This is a genomic window from Megasphaera sp. AF13-6AC, assembly GCF_027685385.1.
GTDB classification, from domain to species: Bacteria; Bacillota; Negativicutes; order Veillonellales; family Megasphaeraceae; genus Megasphaera; species Megasphaera micronuciformis.
In genome coordinates, this window is the sequence record NZ_JAQCUN010000012.1 from 1 (window position 1) to 19,460 (window position 19,460).

At 45.5% G+C, this 19,460-nt stretch carries 20 protein-coding genes; 2 read left to right on the forward strand and 18 right to left on the reverse strand.

The features are described 5' to 3' along the window. The 13 genes from argS to PGX78_RS01585 all read right to left on the reverse strand — a co-directional run. On the reverse strand, positions 1-1,078 hold a 1,078-nt coding region (gene argS / locus PGX78_RS01525), incomplete at its 3' end, for an arginine--tRNA ligase (RefSeq protein ID WP_270445098.1). Beyond that, positions 1,078-1,497 (reverse strand): DUF1934 domain-containing protein, encoded by a 420-nt coding sequence (locus PGX78_RS01530; protein WP_270445114.1) that lies wholly within the window; start codon positions 1,495-1,497, stop codon positions 1,078-1,080. The genes argS and PGX78_RS01530, both read right to left, overlap by 1 nt. Positions 1,498-1,579: 82 nt before the next feature. Further along, positions 1,580-2,317 (reverse strand): TIGR03915 family putative DNA repair protein, encoded by a 738-nt coding sequence (locus PGX78_RS01535; RefSeq protein WP_270445099.1) that lies wholly within the window; start codon positions 2,315-2,317, stop codon positions 1,580-1,582. Positions 2,318-2,326: 9 nt separating this feature from the next. Beyond that, positions 2,327-3,568 carry a putative DNA modification/repair radical SAM protein gene (locus PGX78_RS01540; protein ID WP_270445100.1) on the reverse strand — a complete coding sequence of 414 codons (1,242 nt, stop codon included), beginning with the start codon at positions 3,566-3,568 and terminating at the stop codon, positions 2,327-2,329. Between the two features lie 109 nt (positions 3,569-3,677). Further along, the gene (locus PGX78_RS01545; RefSeq protein WP_270445101.1) at positions 3,678-4,646 is read right to left on the reverse strand and encodes a 4Fe-4S cluster-binding domain-containing protein; all 969 of its coding nucleotides are present in this window, start codon (positions 4,644-4,646) and stop codon (positions 3,678-3,680) included. A 247-nt stretch (positions 4,647-4,893) separates the two neighbouring features. Then, a complete protein-coding gene (locus PGX78_RS01550; RefSeq protein WP_270445102.1) occupies positions 4,894-5,922 on the reverse strand; it encodes an ADP-ribosylglycohydrolase family protein in 1,029 nt (342 codons plus the stop codon). Positions 5,923-6,134: 212 nt separating this feature from the next. Next, a complete protein-coding gene (locus tag PGX78_RS01555; RefSeq protein ID WP_006941908.1) occupies positions 6,135-6,674 on the reverse strand; it encodes an ECF transporter S component in 540 nt (179 codons plus the stop codon). A 159-nt stretch (positions 6,675-6,833) separates the two neighbouring features. Continuing rightward, entirely contained in the window at positions 6,834-8,918 is a 2,085-nt protein-coding gene (locus tag PGX78_RS01560) for a heavy metal translocating P-type ATPase (RefSeq protein WP_270445103.1), read from the reverse strand. Positions 8,919-8,926: 8 nt separating this feature from the next. After that, complete coding sequence (locus PGX78_RS01565) at positions 8,927-9,568, reverse strand: HMA2 domain-containing protein (RefSeq protein ID WP_270445104.1); 642 nt, start codon at positions 9,566-9,568, stop codon at positions 8,927-8,929. A 2-nt stretch (positions 9,569-9,570) separates the two neighbouring features. Further along, entirely contained in the window at positions 9,571-9,852 is a 282-nt protein-coding gene (locus tag PGX78_RS01570) for an HMA2 domain-containing protein (protein WP_006941905.1), read from the reverse strand. Positions 9,853-9,955: 103 nt separating this feature from the next. Next, the gene (locus tag PGX78_RS01575) at positions 9,956-10,171 is read right to left on the reverse strand and encodes a hypothetical protein (protein ID WP_040773777.1); all 216 of its coding nucleotides are present in this window, start codon (positions 10,169-10,171) and stop codon (positions 9,956-9,958) included. A gap of 97 nt (positions 10,172-10,268) precedes the next feature. Continuing rightward, complete coding sequence (gene galU, locus PGX78_RS01580; RefSeq protein ID WP_270445105.1) at positions 10,269-11,156, reverse strand: UTP--glucose-1-phosphate uridylyltransferase GalU; 888 nt, start codon at positions 11,154-11,156, stop codon at positions 10,269-10,271. 11 nt (positions 11,157-11,167) lie between these two features. Then, a complete protein-coding gene (locus PGX78_RS01585; protein ID WP_270445106.1) occupies positions 11,168-12,853 on the reverse strand; it encodes an LPO_1073/Vpar_1526 family protein in 1,686 nt (561 codons plus the stop codon). 153 nt (positions 12,854-13,006) lie between these two features. Here PGX78_RS01585 and PGX78_RS01590 point away from each other — a divergent pair, with 153 nt between their 5' ends. Continuing rightward, a complete protein-coding gene (locus PGX78_RS01590) occupies positions 13,007-13,651 on the forward strand; it encodes an HAD family hydrolase (RefSeq protein ID WP_270445107.1) in 645 nt (214 codons plus the stop codon). Between the two features lie 81 nt (positions 13,652-13,732). Here PGX78_RS01590 and PGX78_RS01595 read toward each other — a convergent pair whose 3' ends face one another. The 5 genes from PGX78_RS01595 to PGX78_RS01615 all read right to left on the reverse strand — a co-directional run bounded on the left by PGX78_RS01595 (position 13,733) and on the right by PGX78_RS01615 (position 18,895). Continuing rightward, positions 13,733-15,040 (reverse strand): inverse autotransporter beta domain-containing protein, encoded by a 1,308-nt coding sequence (locus PGX78_RS01595; RefSeq protein WP_270445108.1) that lies wholly within the window; start codon positions 15,038-15,040, stop codon positions 13,733-13,735. Positions 15,041-15,056: 16 nt separating this feature from the next. Then, positions 15,057-16,319: an inverse autotransporter beta domain-containing protein gene (locus PGX78_RS01600; RefSeq protein ID WP_270445109.1), complete on the reverse strand. Its 1,263-nt coding sequence runs from the start codon at positions 16,317-16,319 to the stop codon at positions 15,057-15,059. A 300-nt stretch (positions 16,320-16,619) separates the two neighbouring features. Continuing rightward, positions 16,620-16,805 carry a 50S ribosomal protein L32 gene (gene rpmF, locus PGX78_RS01605; RefSeq protein WP_006941898.1) on the reverse strand — a complete coding sequence of 62 codons (186 nt, stop codon included), beginning with the start codon at positions 16,803-16,805 and terminating at the stop codon, positions 16,620-16,622. Positions 16,806-16,845: 40 nt separating this feature from the next. Beyond that, positions 16,846-17,340 carry a YceD family protein gene (locus PGX78_RS01610; RefSeq protein ID WP_270445110.1) on the reverse strand — a complete coding sequence of 165 codons (495 nt, stop codon included), beginning with the start codon at positions 17,338-17,340 and terminating at the stop codon, positions 16,846-16,848. Between the two features lie 46 nt (positions 17,341-17,386). Beyond that, the gene (locus PGX78_RS01615) at positions 17,387-18,895 is read right to left on the reverse strand and encodes a uridine kinase family protein (RefSeq protein WP_270445111.1); all 1,509 of its coding nucleotides are present in this window, start codon (positions 18,893-18,895) and stop codon (positions 17,387-17,389) included. 97 nt (positions 18,896-18,992) lie between these two features. On the opposite strand from PGX78_RS01615, the gene PGX78_RS01620 reads away from it, so the two are divergent. Further along, on the forward strand, positions 18,993-19,460 hold a 468-nt coding region (locus PGX78_RS01620), incomplete at its 3' end, for a hypothetical protein (RefSeq protein WP_270445112.1).

Genomic DNA, 19,460 nt, shown 5'->3' on the forward strand with positions numbered 1-19,460 from the left:
ATTGATTCGGGTCAAGCCCCAAAGCCGCCATAGCCGCTTTAACACGAGCCACATAACCGTGATGGTCGGCTCCCCAAATATTGATAAGCTTTTTAAACTGTCGTTCATATTTGTTCTTATGATACGCAATATCAGCGGCCAAATAGGTAGGCACCCCGTTATCACGAATAACAACGCGATCTTTATCATCTCCGTACGCCGTTGATTTTAACCAGAGAGCCCCGTCTTTTTCATACATATTACCGTTGCCCTTCAGCGTTTCACACGCTTTTTTAATGGCTTCGGGATGCAACGTCCGTTCACTGAACCATTTATCAAAGGTAACGTTGAAACTTTCCAAATCTCGCTTAAGAGCCTTCAATTTTTCTTCATAAGCTCGATTTTTGAAAATTTCCAATCGATCCTTTTCATCCATTTGTAAATATTTATCCCCGTCTTGCTCTATAATAGCACGAGCCGTGTCGATAATATCGGCTCCGTGATAGCCGTTTTCGGGAATTTCCGCTTTTTTGCCGAACAATTCCAGATAACGGGCATTGACGGACGCCGCCAAGTTATTCATTTGATTGCCTGCGTCGTTAATATAATATTCGGACTGAACATTATATCCCGCTGCACGCAACAAATTAACCAGAGCACTTCCGTATGCGGCTCCACGCCCGTGCCCTACATGTAAAGGGCCTGTCGGATTGGCACTTACATATTCCACCTGCACCGTATCTTCCGCCCGCAAGGGAGCTTGCCCGTACTGCTTTCCTTGTTCCAGAATATGGCACAACGTATCGTAAATGATATCGTGCTTTAAGAAAAAGTTAATGAACCCCGCTCCGGCAACTTCAGCTTTTTCCAACCACGGAGCGTCCAAGTGTTTCAAAAGTATGTCAGCAATCATACGCGGTGACTTATGAGCTATTCGAGCCGATTGCATGGCAATATTGGTCGCAAAATCGCCGAACTCTTTTTGCGGCGGCACTTCCAGGAGGACATCGGGATATTCGCCGTCCGGCAAATCTCCTGCCGACACGGCTGCTGCCAATGCCGCTTTAATTCCTTGTATTACCGTTTCCTTCATATCCATTACGCCCGATCCTCCCGAATCTCCATAAATAATTGGTTATATGTAGACGTCAATTCGCCTAATAAAACATCGTATGCTAAATATATCCTGCCGATACCGTCAACCATATCGACTTTGATTTCATAGGTTTTCATACTTACTTCAATATCTCCGAAAGGCGTCTCATACAAGGATTTTTTTACCTTGCCGACAGCATATTCCTGTTTTTGCCGAATCTTTCCGAGACGCAATAAGATGAGCGTCCCGTCGGTTTGCAACTTAATCACCGTCGTAACGCCCTCCATGCCGGTAATTTCGCTTTCTTTATAGACGAAATATCGGGCTCCATGTTTTTCGTAGTATTTACCCGCCGAAACGAGTTCCGACTTAACTTCCTTGCCGTCCATATCCCGCTGGATACTGACAACGCTGACCAACACTCGCTTCAATCGGACTCAACTCTCCCTATGATAATCTAATGTTACTATTATATACTACTTAACTCGAAAAATAAACTTTCTTTTACGGGTTTTCCACCAACCACGGCCAATACCGTTTCGGCATATTTTGTTTACGCAACTCTTCGTTACGTCTCGAATCGATGGCTACGGTCTTATAAAAAGTTTTCCACAAAGATGAAAAAGCTCTTTCTTTTTCCGATAAGTCGGCTGATGAATATATTCGCCCGTCAATATGAACGAGAAGGGCCTTGCCGTTTTCATAAAAAACGCCCTCATGCCTATTTACATCGTGAATAACCCAACGTTCCTTCGGTAGTCGTGCAGCAAAATGCGATGCCAGCAGAGGTACTATATTACACACCGGATTAGCAGGTGCATACAACATTCCGTCGGAAAACTCGCGAAAGCGCAAGAGCCCTGATAAGGCGTGACGTTCATTAGCTGTCTTTCGCGCCATATTGCGAACACGCCATAAGGCCGCCTCTTGAAGTCGTCTATAAAAGTCATGTTTCAATATAAAGGCACGGCGAATATACGTTGTCAATGACGCTTCCTTTCCCTTTATATCGGACAAAAATCCATAATATAAATAATATACCGCTTTTTCACCACATTGATTTTTCAGACCTGTTAAAACACGACCTGCTTTATCCGCTTCTGTCGGTATGTATTTACAATCTCCGAAAAGAGAGGTCTCCGCACTCTCCCCAATAGTACCGACACTGGTAATGCCGTCCGCATATGCCGCAAAAATTGCGGACATAAACCCGAAAAAGGTCCCGTCATATGTATAGTTCATCTGCCACCTCTAAAAAAGGGATGTAGGCGCATAAGACGCCTGTCTTTCCTGAAGACGCAAGGTGCGATCGATATTTTGTAAGTTATACGATCCGCCGAAATACTTTCCTTTGCAAGTAATAAAGTATTTTGCCCGCTTCATGACAATCCCCAACCGTTTTACCGTATCAAAAGATAAGTATGCACTACGACGAGCCGCACAAATGCGGCGTGCCGAAAGGACTCCTATGCCCGGCACGCGCAGAAGCATTTCATATGATGCCTTATTGATTTCTACAGGAAAGACTTCGGGATGGCGCAGAGCCCAACAAGCCTTCGGATCCAGATACAAATCAAAATCGGGATTGTCTTCCGAAAGAATTTCATCGGCTTTAAACCCATAAAAGCGTAGCAACCAATCGGCCTGATACAACCGATGCTCTCGTTTAAGAGGCGGTGCCGTCACTGTCGGCAGACGCGTATCCGCAACGACAGGCACGTAAGCCGAATAATAGACACGTTTTAAATGGATGTGTTTATATAAGGACTCCGCAAGTCGCAAAATATGTCGATCCCGCTCCTTTGTTGCCCCGACAATCATCTGGGTCGTCTGCCCTGCAGGCAAAAACATACCGGCCTTACGGCTCTTTTTTCTCTCATAACGATTGATCGTAATCCCGTCGGCTAAAGAGTTCATGGGCTTTAAAATACCGCTTTTTGTCTTATGAGGAGCCAGTAACTTTAGGCCCGTTTCGGACGGCAACTCAATGTTCACACTCATCCGATCCGCATAAAAAGCTAAGCGTTGAACAAGGGCTTCATCCGTCCCGGGTATTCCCTTCATATGAATATAGCCGTTAAACTTATATTCTTCTCGCAACAGTCTTGCCGTTTCAATAAGAAGTTCCGTCGTATAGTCGGGGGACTTGTAAATACCGGAGCTCAAAAACAACCCTTCAATATAATTACGCCTGTAAAACTCAATCGTTAAATCGGCAATTTCACGCGGCGTCATAAGGGCTCGTCGTATATCATTCCCTACACGATTGACACAGTACGCACAATCATATATGCACCGATTAGTCATCAATATTTTTAAAAGAGAAATGCAACGACCGTCAGCCGACCATGAATGGCAAATACCGCATGACTCGGCAGCACCGATACCGCTTGCTGTATTCTTGCGCGAGCTTCCGGACGACGAACAGGATGCATCATACTTAGCCGCATCTGTAAGTATTTTCAATTTTTCGGACATTGCTTCTCCCAACATACAATCTCCTCCCCCCATCAGAATATCACAGCCTTGCCTATTTATCAAACATTTGTTCGCTATTTATGACGAAAATAATCCCCCGCATTTCTACGAGGGATTTATTGTCCTATACCGCTGTTTTATTTTCTTCTATAATCGTACCGGTCTTTAAATCGACTCTTTCCAACCACTTTAAGTCATACGGCTCATATACAACTTTCTCGTAAGCCGTCACATCGAGAAGAGTTCCGTCCCAATCGCTGTGAATTTCACCGGTTTGCTTAATTAAGATATCATATAAAATATTATACGTAACGCCGTCCTTCTCGTCTTTTTCAACGATAGTACTGTACGGCAACGTTTTATGATAAGTCAAAGGCAACCCTTTGTAATCAAAATGGAAGCCGCAACGCATGCGACAACCGTCCAACCCTCGATAGTCGGCAATTTTTTTCAAATCGCCCAAAATCTTGTCATGTTCAGTCTCATATAAGTTTTCCGGAGTCGTTTCCGTATAGTCGAAGCGAAACTGTATAGACGCTCCCGGAATAAGGCGGAATCGTTCCAGGTAAGGAATCATATCCTGCTTCGGATAGTCTTTATATAAAACACAATTGATGCGGAAAGGTACTGCTAAGCGTTTCAGTAAGCCGTCATTGGACTCGACTACATAGTGTTGCATATGTCTGGACACGTTAATGCACGTAATCTTATCCTTATTTTTTTCCGTAAATCTCACAATGTCATCTTCCGTCTGAAACTTCGATACAGGTAAGGTCGTATTTATATATACCTTATGAGTTTTCGGGATTTCATCCAACATTTGTTGCAATACGTTCAAATCCGCAAAGGGTTCTCCCCCCGTAAAGACAAAGTCACAATAAGGAGTAATGGCATCCATACGACGGATGCTCTCACAAATTTTATCTGCCGAAAATCCTTCAGAATTTTCATATTCCGCTTTATTTATACAAAACGGGCAGTTATTCAAGCAATTATACGGGACGAATACGGTTACGGTCGCACCGCCTTCACGCGTCTTGTACGGATGTATTTCCGTCCGTTTCCCCGCTAAATAGTTCGACTGTGCTGTCATAAATCTCTCCTCACGGCAATCGTCGTATTAATTTTAAATTTTAATCAATATCCGGCTATTTATCCATTATGCCGATTAATCAGACAATTGCGTTATACTACAGTATACCCATTCTAGCATATATTTTCTCTGTCGCAAAGAGACGTATCTTACAAATTTAATCACGTCTTACTTGCAAAGTGAATAATAAAAAAGCGACCTTCGTCAGGTCGCCTTTATACAGTCAAAATTCATTTATTTCTATTATTTAAACAGCTTCATACAATGAATGACTCATACCTACCAACAAGTCAAAACATTCCAGAGTATTAAGCCATCCTTCAGGAATGGCTCCGGCACCGTAAATTGTCCCTGCCAAACTGCCGCAAACAGTCCCGCATGAATTGCTGTCATCGTCATGATTACACGACATAATAACGGCATGACGCAACGAATCGGTCTTTAAAATGCAGTAAACGGCAACCGCTAAAATGCCGGCAGCGTGCTTACTATCGGTCAACCTTTTGATACTGTCGACAGGAACCCTGTCCGACTCTGCCTCCGTTACGGCCATGCGCAACCGTTCTGCAGTCAATTCTCCGCCCGCTTCATTTTCAGCTTTCGTAATTACTTGAGGCAAAGCTTCATGCAAAGACATCCCCTTACTAAGTAAGGCAATGAGCAGGCAATAGGATCCCGTCGTCACGACGGCTTCCGACCCGCCGTGTGTTAAAAAAGCCGTTTCACAACCGACATGAAAGGCTTCTTCCGGACGTTCACTGTAAAACAAGCCTACCGGAGCCGCCCGCTTCACAGCTCCTCCGCTTTTACTGCTATTGGGTACTTCGTGAGCGGCAAAAGATATCCCCATGGCCAAAGACTGCAGGCAGGTTTTTCCCGGCGCCCGTCGAACATATAATGACGCTGTATCCATAAGATCATATCCCCACTTATCCTCATGGGGTTGCCGTAACATCCACGCCTTTTGTTCAGGCTTAACGATACGTTCCGTCTGCGTATAATACCAGCGCATATAGGAGCGAAAAACTCTGTCTACCGAATCAACCCCGTCTTCAGCCGCCCATAACAAGCCGTCAGCCGTAAACAAAGTCAGTTGTGTATCATCGGAAATAACCGCCTTATTGCCGTCTTTCTTTGATTTTAAAATCGTACGAAGTCCGTGCGGTCCGTATTTACGTCGGATAGCATTCAAACTGTCGAATTCAATGACATATCCCAGTGCATCGCCGGTCGCACCGCCAAGCATACATCCCTTAAACCGTTCCAATTTGTCCATACGCTTCCCTCCGTCCGCAACAGCAACAAAAAAGATGTACCGCCAAGATAAGGCGGCACCAGCTAGGGAATACTTCTCTTGTTTTATCTGATTCGATTATATCAAAGGCCCTTTTCCATTTGCAATAAACTTGCCAACTCCGTATATTACCACAAAAAAAGGAGCGTATCATGACAATTTTCAATGATACGCTCAGCACATATTACAAATAATTATTCACTTATATGCTTTTTCCATGCTTCTCGAACAGAGGTATAAAAATAAAGTATATAGGAAAATACAACGCCGATCATGGCCTGTAATATTTCGAAGGGCAATTTAATAAGTGAGTATTCAGGCGTGCTGTAGACGTAAGCTCTTCCCAAAGAATAGCCTATAACCATAATCACCGCGCCTACAAGCAAAGCCCCTATGACGCGCCCTTTAGAGCGCTTTTCTTCTCCGCCGGCAATAAGCACGGCAATCATACCGGCCTGAAGACCATGTGTAACTAACGACACGAACATGGGCGCCGGATAAAAGAAAAAGTCGCCCAGAAAAGCACCGATACCGCCGACAAAGAAAGCCTCTTTCGGTGTGAATAACAGGGCAGCCAAACAGATAACAATATCGTTAATATACAGGTGTCCTCCCGGGACGGGAATACCGAACGAGCTTAGAGCAATATTCATAGCCATAAAAAGAGCGGCCATAGTTAACCTTCTTGTAGCTGTATGGGTCATTGTTCCCGCTGTTCCTTGTTTCTGCATCATTACATCACCTCATAAGTATATTTGACATTATTATACAGCGATTCTGACTATATGAATATATACAGAAAGACATAATATACAACAGGACAGTTTGTATAATGAAAATAAAAGCAGCCTTACAAATCGCTTCCGATTTATAAGGCTGCTTTATGTAAAATCTTATCTTAACTTACCTTTTCCCGGTCCGAGAATTCGGGCACTGTTCAAGACAACTGCCAAGGTCGCCGTATTATGAATAACGGCAGCCCAGAGAGGACTGATTTTCCCCAAAGCTCCGAGAAGCATAGCTGTCGAGTTAACGAGAATGGTAGCCGTAAAGTTTTGATTAATTACTTCCATTGTCCGCTGCCCGATTTGTAAGGCGTTAAACAACTTGCCCGGGTCTTCCGAACGAATCGTAATAGCTGCCGATTCAGCGGCAATATCCGTCTTTTGACCGCCCAAGCTGACACCGATATCAGCAAAAGCCAACGCCGGTGCATCATTTATACCGTCGCCTACCATCATGACATTGCCTCGTTTTTGCAATTCCATAACATAGTTGGCTTTATCTTCCGGCAAAATTTCAGCATGATACCCGTCAATATCCATAGCATGAGCTACGTCTGCAGCCACTTCCTTAGAATCACCCGTTAACATAACGACTTCGTCAACGCCGATACGTCGCATACGATTCAAAGTCTTTTTCATACCCGGACGAACGGGATCCTGAATGGTTAAAAAGCCCATGTATTCCCCGTCTTTAGCTACGAAGAGAATGTTCTTACCCCACGTTTTGTCAACAACTGCCGGTACGCCTGTTACCCCTTCTTCATCCATAAAGCGGCGCGAACCTACGAGAATATCACCGCCGGAAAATTCTTCAAAGGGAGGAACGGTAGCCTTCATACCGCGTGCCACAACCGTTTCAGATGAGTCATGCGGCGGCGTCTGCCAATCGTTATCCTTTACATACTTCTGGATAGCTACCGCCAAAGGATGGACAGAGTGCATCTCTGCAGATGCAGCAGACAAGATGATTTCCTTTTTCGAAACACCTTCACGTGTTTCAATATGAGAAATTTGAGGTACACCGATAGTAATGGTACCCGTCTTATCAAGGACTACCGTATCGACATTGGAAAGGTTTTCAATATAATTACCGCCTTTAATGAGGATCCCTTGCTTAGCCGCTACCCCGATAGCTGCGGAAATAGCCGTTGCCGTCGATAGCTTCAGGCCGCAAGAGAAATCGATAAAGAGCAGGTTCAGGACACGTTGCCAATCTTTCGTAGCCCCGTAAATAATAGCGGCACCGATAAAGGAAACGGGTACGAGCATGTTTGCCATCTTGTCGGCAAAGTTTTGTACGGGTGCACGACGAGTTTGCGCTTCTTCAACCAAGTGAATAATCTGTGCCAAGGACGTATCCTTACCGACTTTTTCAACGGTCATGATCAGGTCACCCGCTTCAATAACCGACCCTGCATAAACGGAAGATCCTTCCTGCTTAATAGCCGGAGCCGATTCACCGGTAATGGAGGCTTGGTTAACAGCCGCATTGCCGCCGATAACCTTACCGTCGACGCAAATCTTTTCACCTAAGTGAACAGCTATACAGTCGCCGGGTTTCAACGAGTCTACAGGAACCTTGCGTTCCCGTCCGTCTTCAACGAGCCAAACATCACGCTGATCCAATTTAAGTAAGCTGGAGATCTGACTACGAGCCTTTTCAGCCGCATATTCAGTCAACATTTCAGCCCCGTTGGAAAGAGCCAGTAAGGTCAAGCTCGATTCAGGCTTACCGGACAAGACGGAAGCAATAACCGCCGTAGCCGTCAATGTGTCCGCATTGGCCTGTTTATCCTCAATAATGCCGGCAATGCCGTTTTTAATAAAGCGGCGGGCTATGAAAAGGGTAAAGAGACGACGAACAAGCAACATTGAAGCATAGAATTCAGGATTCGTCTTGTTCAAAATGTTCATGGCAATAAAGCCGCCGACGGATAAAATAGCTTCGCGACGATACGCCGATGCATCCAAATCACTTTTTTCTTCTTTCTTTACTCCCCGTTTATCTTCAAACTGACGGATAAATCGGGTAATGGCCCGCATATCAAGTAAGCCCTTGTAATACAGAACAACTTCTTTATCATCAGCCGAGGCTGCCACAACACCGCGAATGCGTCGTAACTGCGCAGCAAGAATCGGACGCATAAGCGTCGGCAAAAATGCGCGCAACGGCACTTTATATGAATTATACATACTTATCCCTACTTTCCGCGTAAAAGTGCTACAGCCCACCACAACATTTGCGGACCCGAAGGCATTTCATCGAGGGTTACCATACGGCGAATACCGCGAACGATGAGAATGAATGAAACAAGGGAGCGCAAATCGAAAAGGCGGTGTGTGCGTTCGTAAATATAATCACTCATAGTTCCCATTACTTCCTGCAACGTATGCTTATATTCCGAAGCAGGCTGTCTGTGCGGCATTTGCGGCCGCATTATCGTCTCTCTTACACAGGGCGACAGAAAAAAGCGTCCTTCCAGGAAGACTTCCACGCGTTTAAAAACAGAGTCGTCTTCAGCACAGATAAGAATACCGCCCGTTGTAACATTTACCTGTACAGACGTAATGCCCTTCACTTTTTCCAAACCTTCCTGTAATAAATCGGCAAGACTTGCATTTCCCACAAGAGCCGCTGCACGATACCGTCTCCGACCGGGCAATGCGGATACACAGGCAAAGGCCGGTATTACACAGTTTGTCGAGGGTGCGGTCCGTACATTCTGCGGGGTACTTACAAACCCCCGACCGGGAGTAGCCGCTGACTGAGGCGAGCCGTGTAAAAACGAGTGAACGGCCTTACCGATAGAGGCGCCCAGCATAAATCCGGATACATAGGACACAATTAGGTCCTCCTTTCAACATGGTTCATTATATATTGTTCGACTTCAGCCAATTCCCTATTGGCACGCAGTACATCCGGCTTATAGGTCAACAATACGGATCCTGTAAGCGGATTCACTTCGACCGTTTCGATTTCCTTATACGCCGAAATGTGCTCATACACCTGCCGAACTAAAGACTGGTTATTGATAAGTCGTTTACTTTGTAAACGTATTCTTCCGGGTATATAGGAGCGAACCGATACGGTGCGAATAATAAAATCCCACTTTGAAAAGTGAAACATAGTTGTTCGAACTCCTTTATTATATCATTTTTTCATAAGAAAAGGTATCATTTTTAAAAGAAACTGCCGCCACAAGTGGCGGCAGTTTCTTTAGCCCTATGCCTTAAGCCTGTTCAGCTTCCTGAGCGGCAATAAGATCTTCCAATTCTTCCTTCTGGCGTTGTAATTCAGCCAAGGGTACGTTCGTAGCCACGCTGCCAACTGCCGGTTGCTGAAGTGCGAGAAGCTGCTGTTCTCTTTCAGCCATCAATTTATAACCGAAAACGCCGGCAATAACACCTACGCCCAAGCCAATCCAAAAATCGCTGTTTTGAAACATGTTCGACATCTCCTTTTCCATAACTTATAGCAATTGTTTTTGCCTGTTCTCAATTCTACATTTAGTTTTGAGAATTGTCAAGACACAAACATTACTTTTATTTTTCCGTATTCACTTTATGGGTAACGATATCTCTTAAATACTCGTAAAAATCGCCACCCAACTCTTCATCACGCAAGGCATATTCTACGGTAGCTTGTAAAAAGCCTAACTTATTACCTACATCATATCGCTTGCCTTTAAAGCAATAGGCATATACGGGTTCACGATGAGCCATTTCTTTCAACGCATCGGTCAACTGAATCTCTCCGCCTTTTCCGGGCTGTGTATGCTGCAATGTTTCAAAAATACAGGGAGTAATAATATACCTGCCCAAGACGGCTGTACGGCCGGGGGCCTCATGAAGAGATGGTTTTTCAATCATATCCGTTACACGCAAAAGATTTTCGCTCACTTGAGTGCCTGCCACGATACCGTAAGACGATACTCTTTCAGGGGCCACTTCCTGGCAACCGAGAACCGTAGCGTTTACATCGTTGAATACATCAATCATTTGCTGCAGTGCCGGTTTTTCCCGGTTATAGACGACATCATCTCCGAGCAATACGGCAAAAGGCTCGTTATCAATAAAGGAGCGGGCACACAAAACGGCATCACCGAGACCGCGCATATGTTTTTGTCGAATATAATGGATATTGATTTCCGAAATATCCCGAACCAGCTTTAACAAGTCTTCTTTACCGCTTTGCTCTAAATGCTGCTCCAATCCGGGCGTCGTATCAAAATGATCCTCAATGGCTCTTTTGGCATGTCCGCTGATAATCAAAATTTCTTCAATACCGCTTGCCAAGGCTTCTTCTACGATATACTGAATAGTCGGTTTATCGACAATGGGTAACATTTCTTTCGGCGTCGCCTTGGTAGCCGGCAAAAATCGTGTGCCGAACCCGGCAGCGGGAATAACGGCCTTACGTATTTTTTTCACAATAGCTCCTTTTATTCAAACCAACGACTTAAATCGAATTCTTCTCCGATAATTTCCTTGATATATCCCTGCCCGAGGTACAAACCGAGAAGCGACAAGGTCGAAACGCGTAGCATCGTGCTGTCCCAAATATCACTGATATCCGCCAAAACAGGTGAAATGCCTTCCATGACATCCAAAGCTTCTTCGCCGCTGAAATTCGCCGGGCGCTTGCGTGCCAAACGCAACAATCGATCCTGTGTACCTCGATTTTCTATACCGGCCATACGGAAAAAGCGCGAAGACATGGTTTCGTCGATGAGAGCCAATTTATATAAGGGCGAATTAAAAGACTGTACGACAAATTCTCCGGGCAGGAATTCATCCTGCAAGGCCTTACGTAATTCTTCTTCCGTAAAGCCTCTATAACGGAATAAGAGCGGATACGAATCTCCCAAAAGAGCCGCAAAGGTCGTACCCTTGGCTTCGACAGCCGTACAATGAAGATAGTCCAATTGCTGATAATAAGGCCGTTCCGTCGGAAAGCGATCGACAATGGGCAGCACATATTTTTCCATATACTGTCCGAACGTTTCCTTATCAACATTATGCGTGTTTCTCGAATAAAGAAACAGCAATAAAAGAGCCAAAATCCGATAGTGAGGCCGCGACAAAGAGGGCATAACCTTCAGCGCGTCCGTAGCCACAAGGTGACGCGTCGATGTTTCGGGACAACGAACCACATCGGCAAAGGCACGGGTTACAACGGCTTCCACAAAAGACTCGGGGTGAGCCGTATAAGTTTTTTGTACCTGCCGTAATGCATCCTGAACCGCAAAAGAAGAAAGCACCTTTTCGCGTTCGTCATCAAGAGTAGCACCTACGGAGCGAAAAGCGGCATCCGTAATATATTGAACTTGCTTCTTCAAATCCGTACGAACAATAGTATATTGCTTTAAGAAATGTTCCGTACACCGGGAAATGACAGGGGACTCTGCCAAATTACCTCGACGCCACGGCTGTTCTTCCGCTTTATCGTTTTCCTGCACCCTTACTGACGGTACACCCCTTTCCTCAGTCGTTTCCTGCTGAACCGGTGCTTCAGGTGTTTCACCTTTCCTTAACACTTCCGACAAAACGGGAACGGGTTGAGTCGCATCTAATACAACTCTATCTTCCGCCTCTTCCCGAGGTTTTACTTTATCGGCTTCTTTAGCCGCTAAATCGGCAGCCACGACAGCGGCAATATCAGCTAATGATTGACGCCCCGTTTTTTCCTCTTTTTCGGATCCCGCGTCTTGAGCTGCCCGAGCTTTTTGTATAGCCGCTTTTACTTCTTCACGTTTAAGAACTCGAGTGTTTTCGGCATTATCCGCTTCCTGTCGATGTTTCTCACTGTACAGTACTTCTCCGTCGACCCCGACGATACGACCGTCTTTCGTTAAATAACCGGGCGTAGTCTTTGTTTCCTTACGATGTACCTGTACAGATTTAGACTCACTCCGAACAGTTCCAGGCTCTTGCCCAACAGGCGTATACTGTCCTTTCGTTCCTTCTCCTGCAGAGTGATGAGGCGGCGCATGGTGCCGTTCTTTTAAGACAGGGGGCTCTTCACGATGTTCCTTCTTTTTATCGTCCCCTGAATAGACAAGGTAACATACGGCAAAAAACACAATAATCGTGCCGACTACCAAAATATACGGTAGAAATTGACTCATACATCTCCACTCCTCTTTCCGAAATACTGAATACATTCCGTATAATTGTATCACACAGACGCACTCGTTTGTATCTTTTTTTACCGTTAGACAAGGCAAAAAGCATATTCTATAATAAAAAATAAGTTTTCGTAATTGGCAGGAGGCATAAAAATGAAATTTTATAAAGCCGTTCTTTTCGATATGGACGGAACAGTTCTGGATACACTCACCGATTTAACCGATAGCCTGGCCGAAGTCTTTAAGAGTCGCGGCCTTTCCGTCTTGACTCGTGAAAAAGTTCGTGCAAACTTAGGCTACGGCTACTCGGGGCTCATGAAAAGTTCGGCTCCCGACGCCTCTGAAGAGGAGCGCGCCCGTATGGCGGAAGACTTTAAGCAAGATTATGCCATACGCTGCCGTCGTCATACCTGTCCTTATGACGGCATTCCCGAAGCCTTACAATACCTGAAGATAAAAGGCTATCGTCTGGCCGTTGTTTCCAATAAGGGGCAAGAAGCCGTAACAACCTTGCATAATAAATTCTTTCGTAACTATGCGGAATTCTCCCTGGGAGAAACGTCAGCCATACCGAAAAAACCGGCTCCGCAAATGATCCTTGAAGCTCTCCGCCGTTTCAATCTCACGCCGGCCGAAGCCGTCTATGTCGGCGACTCGGAAGTGGATTTTCAAACGGCCCAAAACGCAGGTACCGACGTTATCCTTGTTACCTGGGGGTTTCGTGACAAAGATTTCTTAGCTCGCCTGAAGCCGACTTTTCTCATTAACCATCCTTCTGAATTAACTTCCATTTTATAAAGTCAAACACCGACACACACGAAAAACGACACCGACCGATATACGGTCAGTGTCGTTTTTACTATTATGTCTATAAATACCTTACAGTTCCGAATACATTTCCCCATCCCAAGCTTCCTGATAGGTCGAATCAATGACTAATTCGCTTCGCCGCACCTTATCGAGCATCTTGGCACGAGCCACAGTAACAACATCATCACTGTGTTTACCGCCATGCCAAGCAAAGCGTGACTTACCAAGCGTATACCTGAGCATTACATAAACGCCGTTCAAGCTGTCATGACCTGTTTGACGAAGGTTGAAACCGCCGCCGCCGTTATCTGCAAAAACCCCCTTCGGGTCGCCGGATCCGGTTTGGAAACCTATATCCATAGTAAGATGCGGCGTCAGGTTCATTTCGGCTCCTACTTTAAAACCGCGGGTTGCACGCTTTCCCGAAATAGTCCCGCCCAATCCGGGTCTCACTGCCGGGTGGGAGCTCCGCCAATAATACCCGTCTATATAGGCTCGCAACCAACGAGCATTTTTAAATGTACGGGCATACTCAAAATCGATACCGCCGAGAGCTCTGTCATAAGTCCTCGAATCATAACGGATAACACCGCCCGAGATTCCTCCGAGACTGCCGTCAGGATTCCTTAGCCGCAGATAATCTGCATAGTAATTGCCGCTAAAATTTCCCAGATATCCGTTCACCTTAATATCATTTTTCTTGCCGCCCAGACCCTGGTATACATTGATACGAAACTCATTATACCCCGTCACGTACTCCGCACCGGCACTCACACGATTATAGCCGCCCGTAAAGGCATGGTCATAGAAAGCATTGGCACCCCAGAAAGCGTTTTCATCCTTACTGAGACGACGATAGCCGACGCCTATATTGGCCGTCGTTCCGACAGACTCGACACGACCCGAAAAAACGGGATGTAAATACCCGTAACCGGTCCGAGGGTTCATAACCCAGCGACCTCCCGTTAAAGACACGGTTTTTATCTTTTCGCCGTTACGTCCCGCCCCGCCTTGTACAAAGACGACACTTTTCGAATTTTCATCATAGTGCGTCACCGGATGGAGAGTTTCTACATAAAACTTAGCGTTCACATCCGTCCCCGATGCATTATTCATGTGTGAGGGGAGATATGCAGGATGAGAGGTCTCTACATTAGGGGACCCTTCACCATAACCGGCCTGAGATTTATAGCTTTGTGCGCCTATGACGATATCCGTACGGTCCCGCCACGTAGAGCGAACGGCTTCTCGCCGTACTTCTTCTTGTGACATACTCTGTGCTGCCTGAACCTCCGCATCGGCGGCCAGAGCCGTAACAGTAGTTGCCCCGATCAAGCCGCCCAAGAGTAGATACTTTAGTGCAAAATGTTTTCTCATTTCTTTACCTCATATTCTATAAATGATCTATAGGTGCCAAGTAGAAATATTCTATATCATACATAGACTCAACAACCATGTCTTGACGCCGTACCTTGTCAAGCATCTTGGCCCGAGCCGTCGTGATAATATCATCACTGTGTTTCCCGCCCCAATAAGCAAAGCGTGAAGCTCCCAAGGTATATTTAACAACTCCATACATACCCTTAGAAGCGTGATTGCCGCTGTTATACCCTATATCCAGAGAGATATGAGGTGTCAGTTGTAATTCCGCACCGACTTTAAGTCCCTTATAGTGAGTGTTTTTTCTAGATAAAAACAAGGGAACGGTCCAATGTCCGGGACGCCCGTAACGATATTCCTGTTCATGATTAAAACTACCGCCGCGCCAATAATACCCGTTAACATAAGCTCGTGCCCAGCGTGCATTTTTAAAGTCTCTTACATAGGCAATATCATAGCCGCCGAGAGCCTTATCCAAAGTATAGGTAGTATAGTTTTCTCCAGGAATTATGCCGTAATAGTTGCCGTCCGCCGCCCTCGGAGGAAGCCCTTCGGGATATAACCGCGCCGGAGGTGCCGTACCGCCGCGACCTTTAACGAGGCCTCCTTGCGACAGCCCTTTATAGGCATTGGCATATACGGTATTAAATCCGTTTACATATTCTACACCGGCACTGATACGATGATACCCGCCGCTGAAAGCATGGTCATAAAAAGCATTTACACCTATATAGGCATGTTCATGTGCACTAAGTCTACGATACCCCACGCCGATCGAGGCCGTGTTCCCCAACGTTTTCGACGAGTCCTCATCGACGTTTATGGCTTTAAAGGACAGTCCGACAGGTGTGGTTACCTTTTCGGGAAGAAAATAGCCTCGCAGACCGTAAGATCTGATTTTTTCACCGCTACGACCGATGCGCCCTTGTACAAATACAACACTTTTGGCATTTTCATCATAATGAGTGATCGGTTGCAAGGTTTCTACATAGGCCTTCGTCAAATTCCCGTAATCCTTTTTTTGACGATAGAACTGATTGTGGTCATCTGTAGGAAAAAGGCTTTCATGTCCTTCAGATGAGCTTCCCGTCTGGACCCCTACCGCTATATCCGTACGATCCCGCCACGTAGAATGAACGGCTTGTGCTCGAGTTTCACGCGGAGCCGCAGCTGCTATACCTGATTGTACATCGGCATCAACAGCCCTCGCCGTGATGGTTCCCGTACAAAGCAAGGTACCCAGAATCAAGCCATTTAATAGTAACGATCTATTCATTAATAATAGCTCCCATCTTTTTGAAATTTATGCGAATAACAGCTTTTATTATCAATTCCATTATAGAATTACGTCAAAATATAGTCAATATAGATACAAATTACCGGTTGCCGATATATATTAAGAACTGCATTGTATGTATAAGAATATACTTCATAAGCTAAACAGGGGACTGTAAGAGGTACACATAACGAATGTACAGCTCTTACAATCCCCTGTTTCCGTAAAAATACCGAGACGGTACGTTAAAAAACGTTTCCTTCTCGGTATAAAGGTGAACATAAGTCCACCCATCAATTCTTATTCCGCTGCCGTATTATTTACGACTTGCTTGCCCTTATAAAAACCGCAAGTAGGGCATACGTGATGAGGCATAACTGCTTCATGACACTGCGGGCATTCTACAAATCCCGGAGCTGTCAATTTCCAGTTAGCGCGACGACGTTTTTGGCGTGTTTGGGACAATCTGTTCTTCGGTACTGCCATTATCTGCACCTCCTTAAAATCTTGATACGAATGTCAGTACTTACGACTTTAACCAATCGCTAAGCACTGCTAATCTCGGGTCTACCCTGTCGGTAGGACAACTGCAAGCACCTTCATTGAGGTTTGCCCCGCATTGAGGGCAAAGGCCTGCACAATCAGGCCGACACAAGACCTTCATAGGCTCGCTCAGGATCAAGAGCTCTCTAATCGTCTCCGTCAAATCGATGTACTCTCCGTTATACGGATTGACATCTTCGGGAAGCTGTGCTTCCGTACCATAGACTTCAGACAGTGCTGCATCGCGTTCCGCTTCAACAGGCGCCAGGCAAGACGCACACTCGTATATACCGCGAGTATGAATGACACCTTCAACAATCAGATGACTCCCGTCGAACCAATATTCTCCTTCTACAGAGATATCGTTATCTTTCCACGGCATGTCATCTATATCGCCCAGTTTTGAAGCAGGTTGTACAAAAGAAAAGGAAAAGTGCTTCCCTTCCTCTTTACGCGCATTTTCGACTTGAATCCTCATCTTCTCTACCTCGACTATATTATTATAGCGACGGCCCTATTCTTTGTCAAATAGATTCACAGGCCGTCCCTTCTTCACCTATAAATTCACGCAATAACGATTTTTTCGGCACGACTTCAACAGAAAGCGGCAGGAAGTGTGTCAACACCTCACAAAGTCGTCGTGCTTCCAAATAGTACGGACTGTCCCGGCCTACAGTTGCCAGTAATGCCTCGGCCTGAGGCTTCATAACAGCCCACTCATAAAGTAAGGACGTATCGAAGAGAGCATCCGCATCTTGTCTATACGGATAAATATTTATGTCTTCTCCTCGTCGTACCCCGTCCCATGCTTCCAATGTCACTTCCGGATTTCTCCCGCGTGTACGGTTATCTCGAATCAGCCTTCTAATGATACGTGTATCCGATGTTGATATGCGGTTCAGCTCATCTACAGGTAACTGCGTCCAAACCCCTACGGAAACTTTGTATTGCCTTTCTCTCGACACATATCGAACGAGTTTATCATTCAAAGCGTGCAGACCTTCGACGATCAATATACCGTCTCGAGAAAGGGTTGTCTTTTTCGTGTCGTAATAACGTTTACCCGTAATGAAGTCAAAATGCGGCAGACATACGCTCTCACCTTGCAATAAACGTTCCGCTTGACTGTTGAATAAATCGACATCCACGGCTTGTAAGGATTCAAAATCATACGAACCGTCCTCATTTTTCGGCGTATCTTCCCTATTTACAAAGTAATCATCCAGCGACAGGGACAATAAGTTCACATCTTTTTCATAGAGGCATGCGGCCAGCCTTTTTCCGAAGGTCGTCTTTCCGGACGATGTCGGTCCGGCAATCAAAACCGTACGGACGATAGGCAGCCTGTTTCTTATACTATTCGCCAAGCTTTCAAAGCGCGCGGACACATTCGCCTCGCACTTGTCAATTAATGTTTGAACGGAGCCGTCACGTATATGGCGATTCAAGTCGGATACAAACCGGCAATCCAGCTTACGATAAAATTTTCTTACATCCGTAAAAAGAGAAACCATGCCCGGCACGTCTTCAACCGGGGCAAGCTCCGTAGGACAGTATATCTGAGGTATTTCCAAAACAAACCCTTTTCCCCGGGCTCGCACCTTAACGGCACGTATATATCCGGCATGGGGTACTAATGGTCCGTCAAAGAACTTAGAGATGCTTCCGCACTTATATAAGGTTCCCGAGTCCCTCACCTGCACGACAAGCATCGGTTCTTTTCGTTCCACAAATTCATTCATCTTTTTCTGAATGTGCTCGATAAGCTCTTCCGTCATCTCGGGAGTACCGTGAATAATCCCGTATAATCCCTTACTCAAAGGATAGAACACGTCAACTTCTCCGCCCTTACAAACTTCATCTGTAGCAGCCGCTAAAAGCATCAAACACGAACGAACCAAAATTTTATTGCCCGTCGGCGTTGCGGCATATACGGGCAAGGCATCCGGCTCCTTGCCCGTCGCTTCACGCAGGCTGATAAAGCGACTGCCGCAATAAAGGCCGACAATTTCATTTTCTTCACTTCGAACCATTTTTCTCCTCCAGTCTCCTGTTAAACGCTTACTTTTATTTCGTGATATAATAAGATATTATTCTATTGATATGAGTATATGCGAAAGAAGGACTCCTATGAAACCACGCGATGCCGTTTTATTTGACATACGTACAATCGCGGCCTTATTGGCACTGATTTTTTCTCTTGCCGCCCTTATCTCTTCTTATCATTATATTTATAAAAACACTCCTGATTATGCGTTTAATCGAATTATAACATCAGCCGATGCGAAAGATAAGTCCGCTTTTTTCAAAGCCGTCAACGATAAGGCCTTAGCCTTTTCCATATATGATAATGCGGCTCAAAGACGGGACGGAAACACTGTCTCTGCCATTTTAAAAGTTACGGGGCTGTCGAGCCGCGAGTCTTTTGCCGAAGACCTTCATACCTTACTGTCTGACGGCATTGACGGAAATGTACCGGCAAACTCGGACAGCCTAAAGTCTGATGATTTGAAGGATACATTGCGTAACTTCGGCTTCATAATTCCCGTTACCGGTTGGCACTATGACTCACATGATTTCAGCAATGCCGTCGACGAT

Coding starts and splice junctions, on each gene's coding strand:
- rpmF (WP_006941898.1), bottom strand. CDS start 16,805: ATGGCAGTACCGAAGAACAGATTGTCCCAAACACGCCAAAAACGTCGT.
- PGX78_RS01585 (WP_270445106.1), bottom strand. CDS start 12,853: ATGAGTCAATTTCTACCGTATATTTTGGTAGTCGGCACGATTATTGTG.
- PGX78_RS01540 (WP_270445100.1), bottom strand. CDS start 3,568: ATGTTGGGAGAAGCAATGTCCGAAAAATTGAAAATACTTACAGATGCG.
- PGX78_RS01600 (WP_270445109.1), bottom strand. CDS start 16,319: ATGAATAGATCGTTACTATTAAATGGCTTGATTCTGGGTACCTTGCTT.
- PGX78_RS01535 (WP_270445099.1), bottom strand. CDS start 2,317: ATGAACTATACATATGACGGGACCTTTTTCGGGTTTATGTCCGCAATT.
- PGX78_RS01570 (WP_006941905.1), bottom strand. CDS start 9,852: ATGTTTCACTTTTCAAAGTGGGATTTTATTATTCGCACCGTATCGGTT.
- PGX78_RS01590 (WP_270445107.1), top strand. CDS start 13,007: ATGAAATTTTATAAAGCCGTTCTTTTCGATATGGACGGAACAGTTCTG.
- PGX78_RS01575 (WP_040773777.1), bottom strand. CDS start 10,171: ATGTTTCAAAACAGCGATTTTTGGATTGGCTTGGGCGTAGGTGTTATT.
- PGX78_RS01595 (WP_270445108.1), bottom strand. CDS start 15,040: ATGAGAAAACATTTTGCACTAAAGTATCTACTCTTGGGCGGCTTGATC.
- PGX78_RS01545 (WP_270445101.1), bottom strand. CDS start 4,646: ATGACAGCACAGTCGAACTATTTAGCGGGGAAACGGACGGAAATACAT.
- PGX78_RS01555 (WP_006941908.1), bottom strand. CDS start 6,674: ATGATGCAGAAACAAGGAACAGCGGGAACAATGACCCATACAGCTACA.
- PGX78_RS01550 (WP_270445102.1), bottom strand. CDS start 5,922: ATGGACAAATTGGAACGGTTTAAGGGATGTATGCTTGGCGGTGCGACC.
- PGX78_RS01610 (WP_270445110.1), bottom strand. CDS start 17,340: ATGAGGATTCAAGTCGAAAATGCGCGTAAAGAGGAAGGGAAGCACTTT.
- PGX78_RS01560 (WP_270445103.1), bottom strand. CDS start 8,918: ATGTATAATTCATATAAAGTGCCGTTGCGCGCATTTTTGCCGACGCTT.
- PGX78_RS01615 (WP_270445111.1), bottom strand. CDS start 18,895: ATGGTTCGAAGTGAAGAAAATGAAATTGTCGGCCTTTATTGCGGCAGT.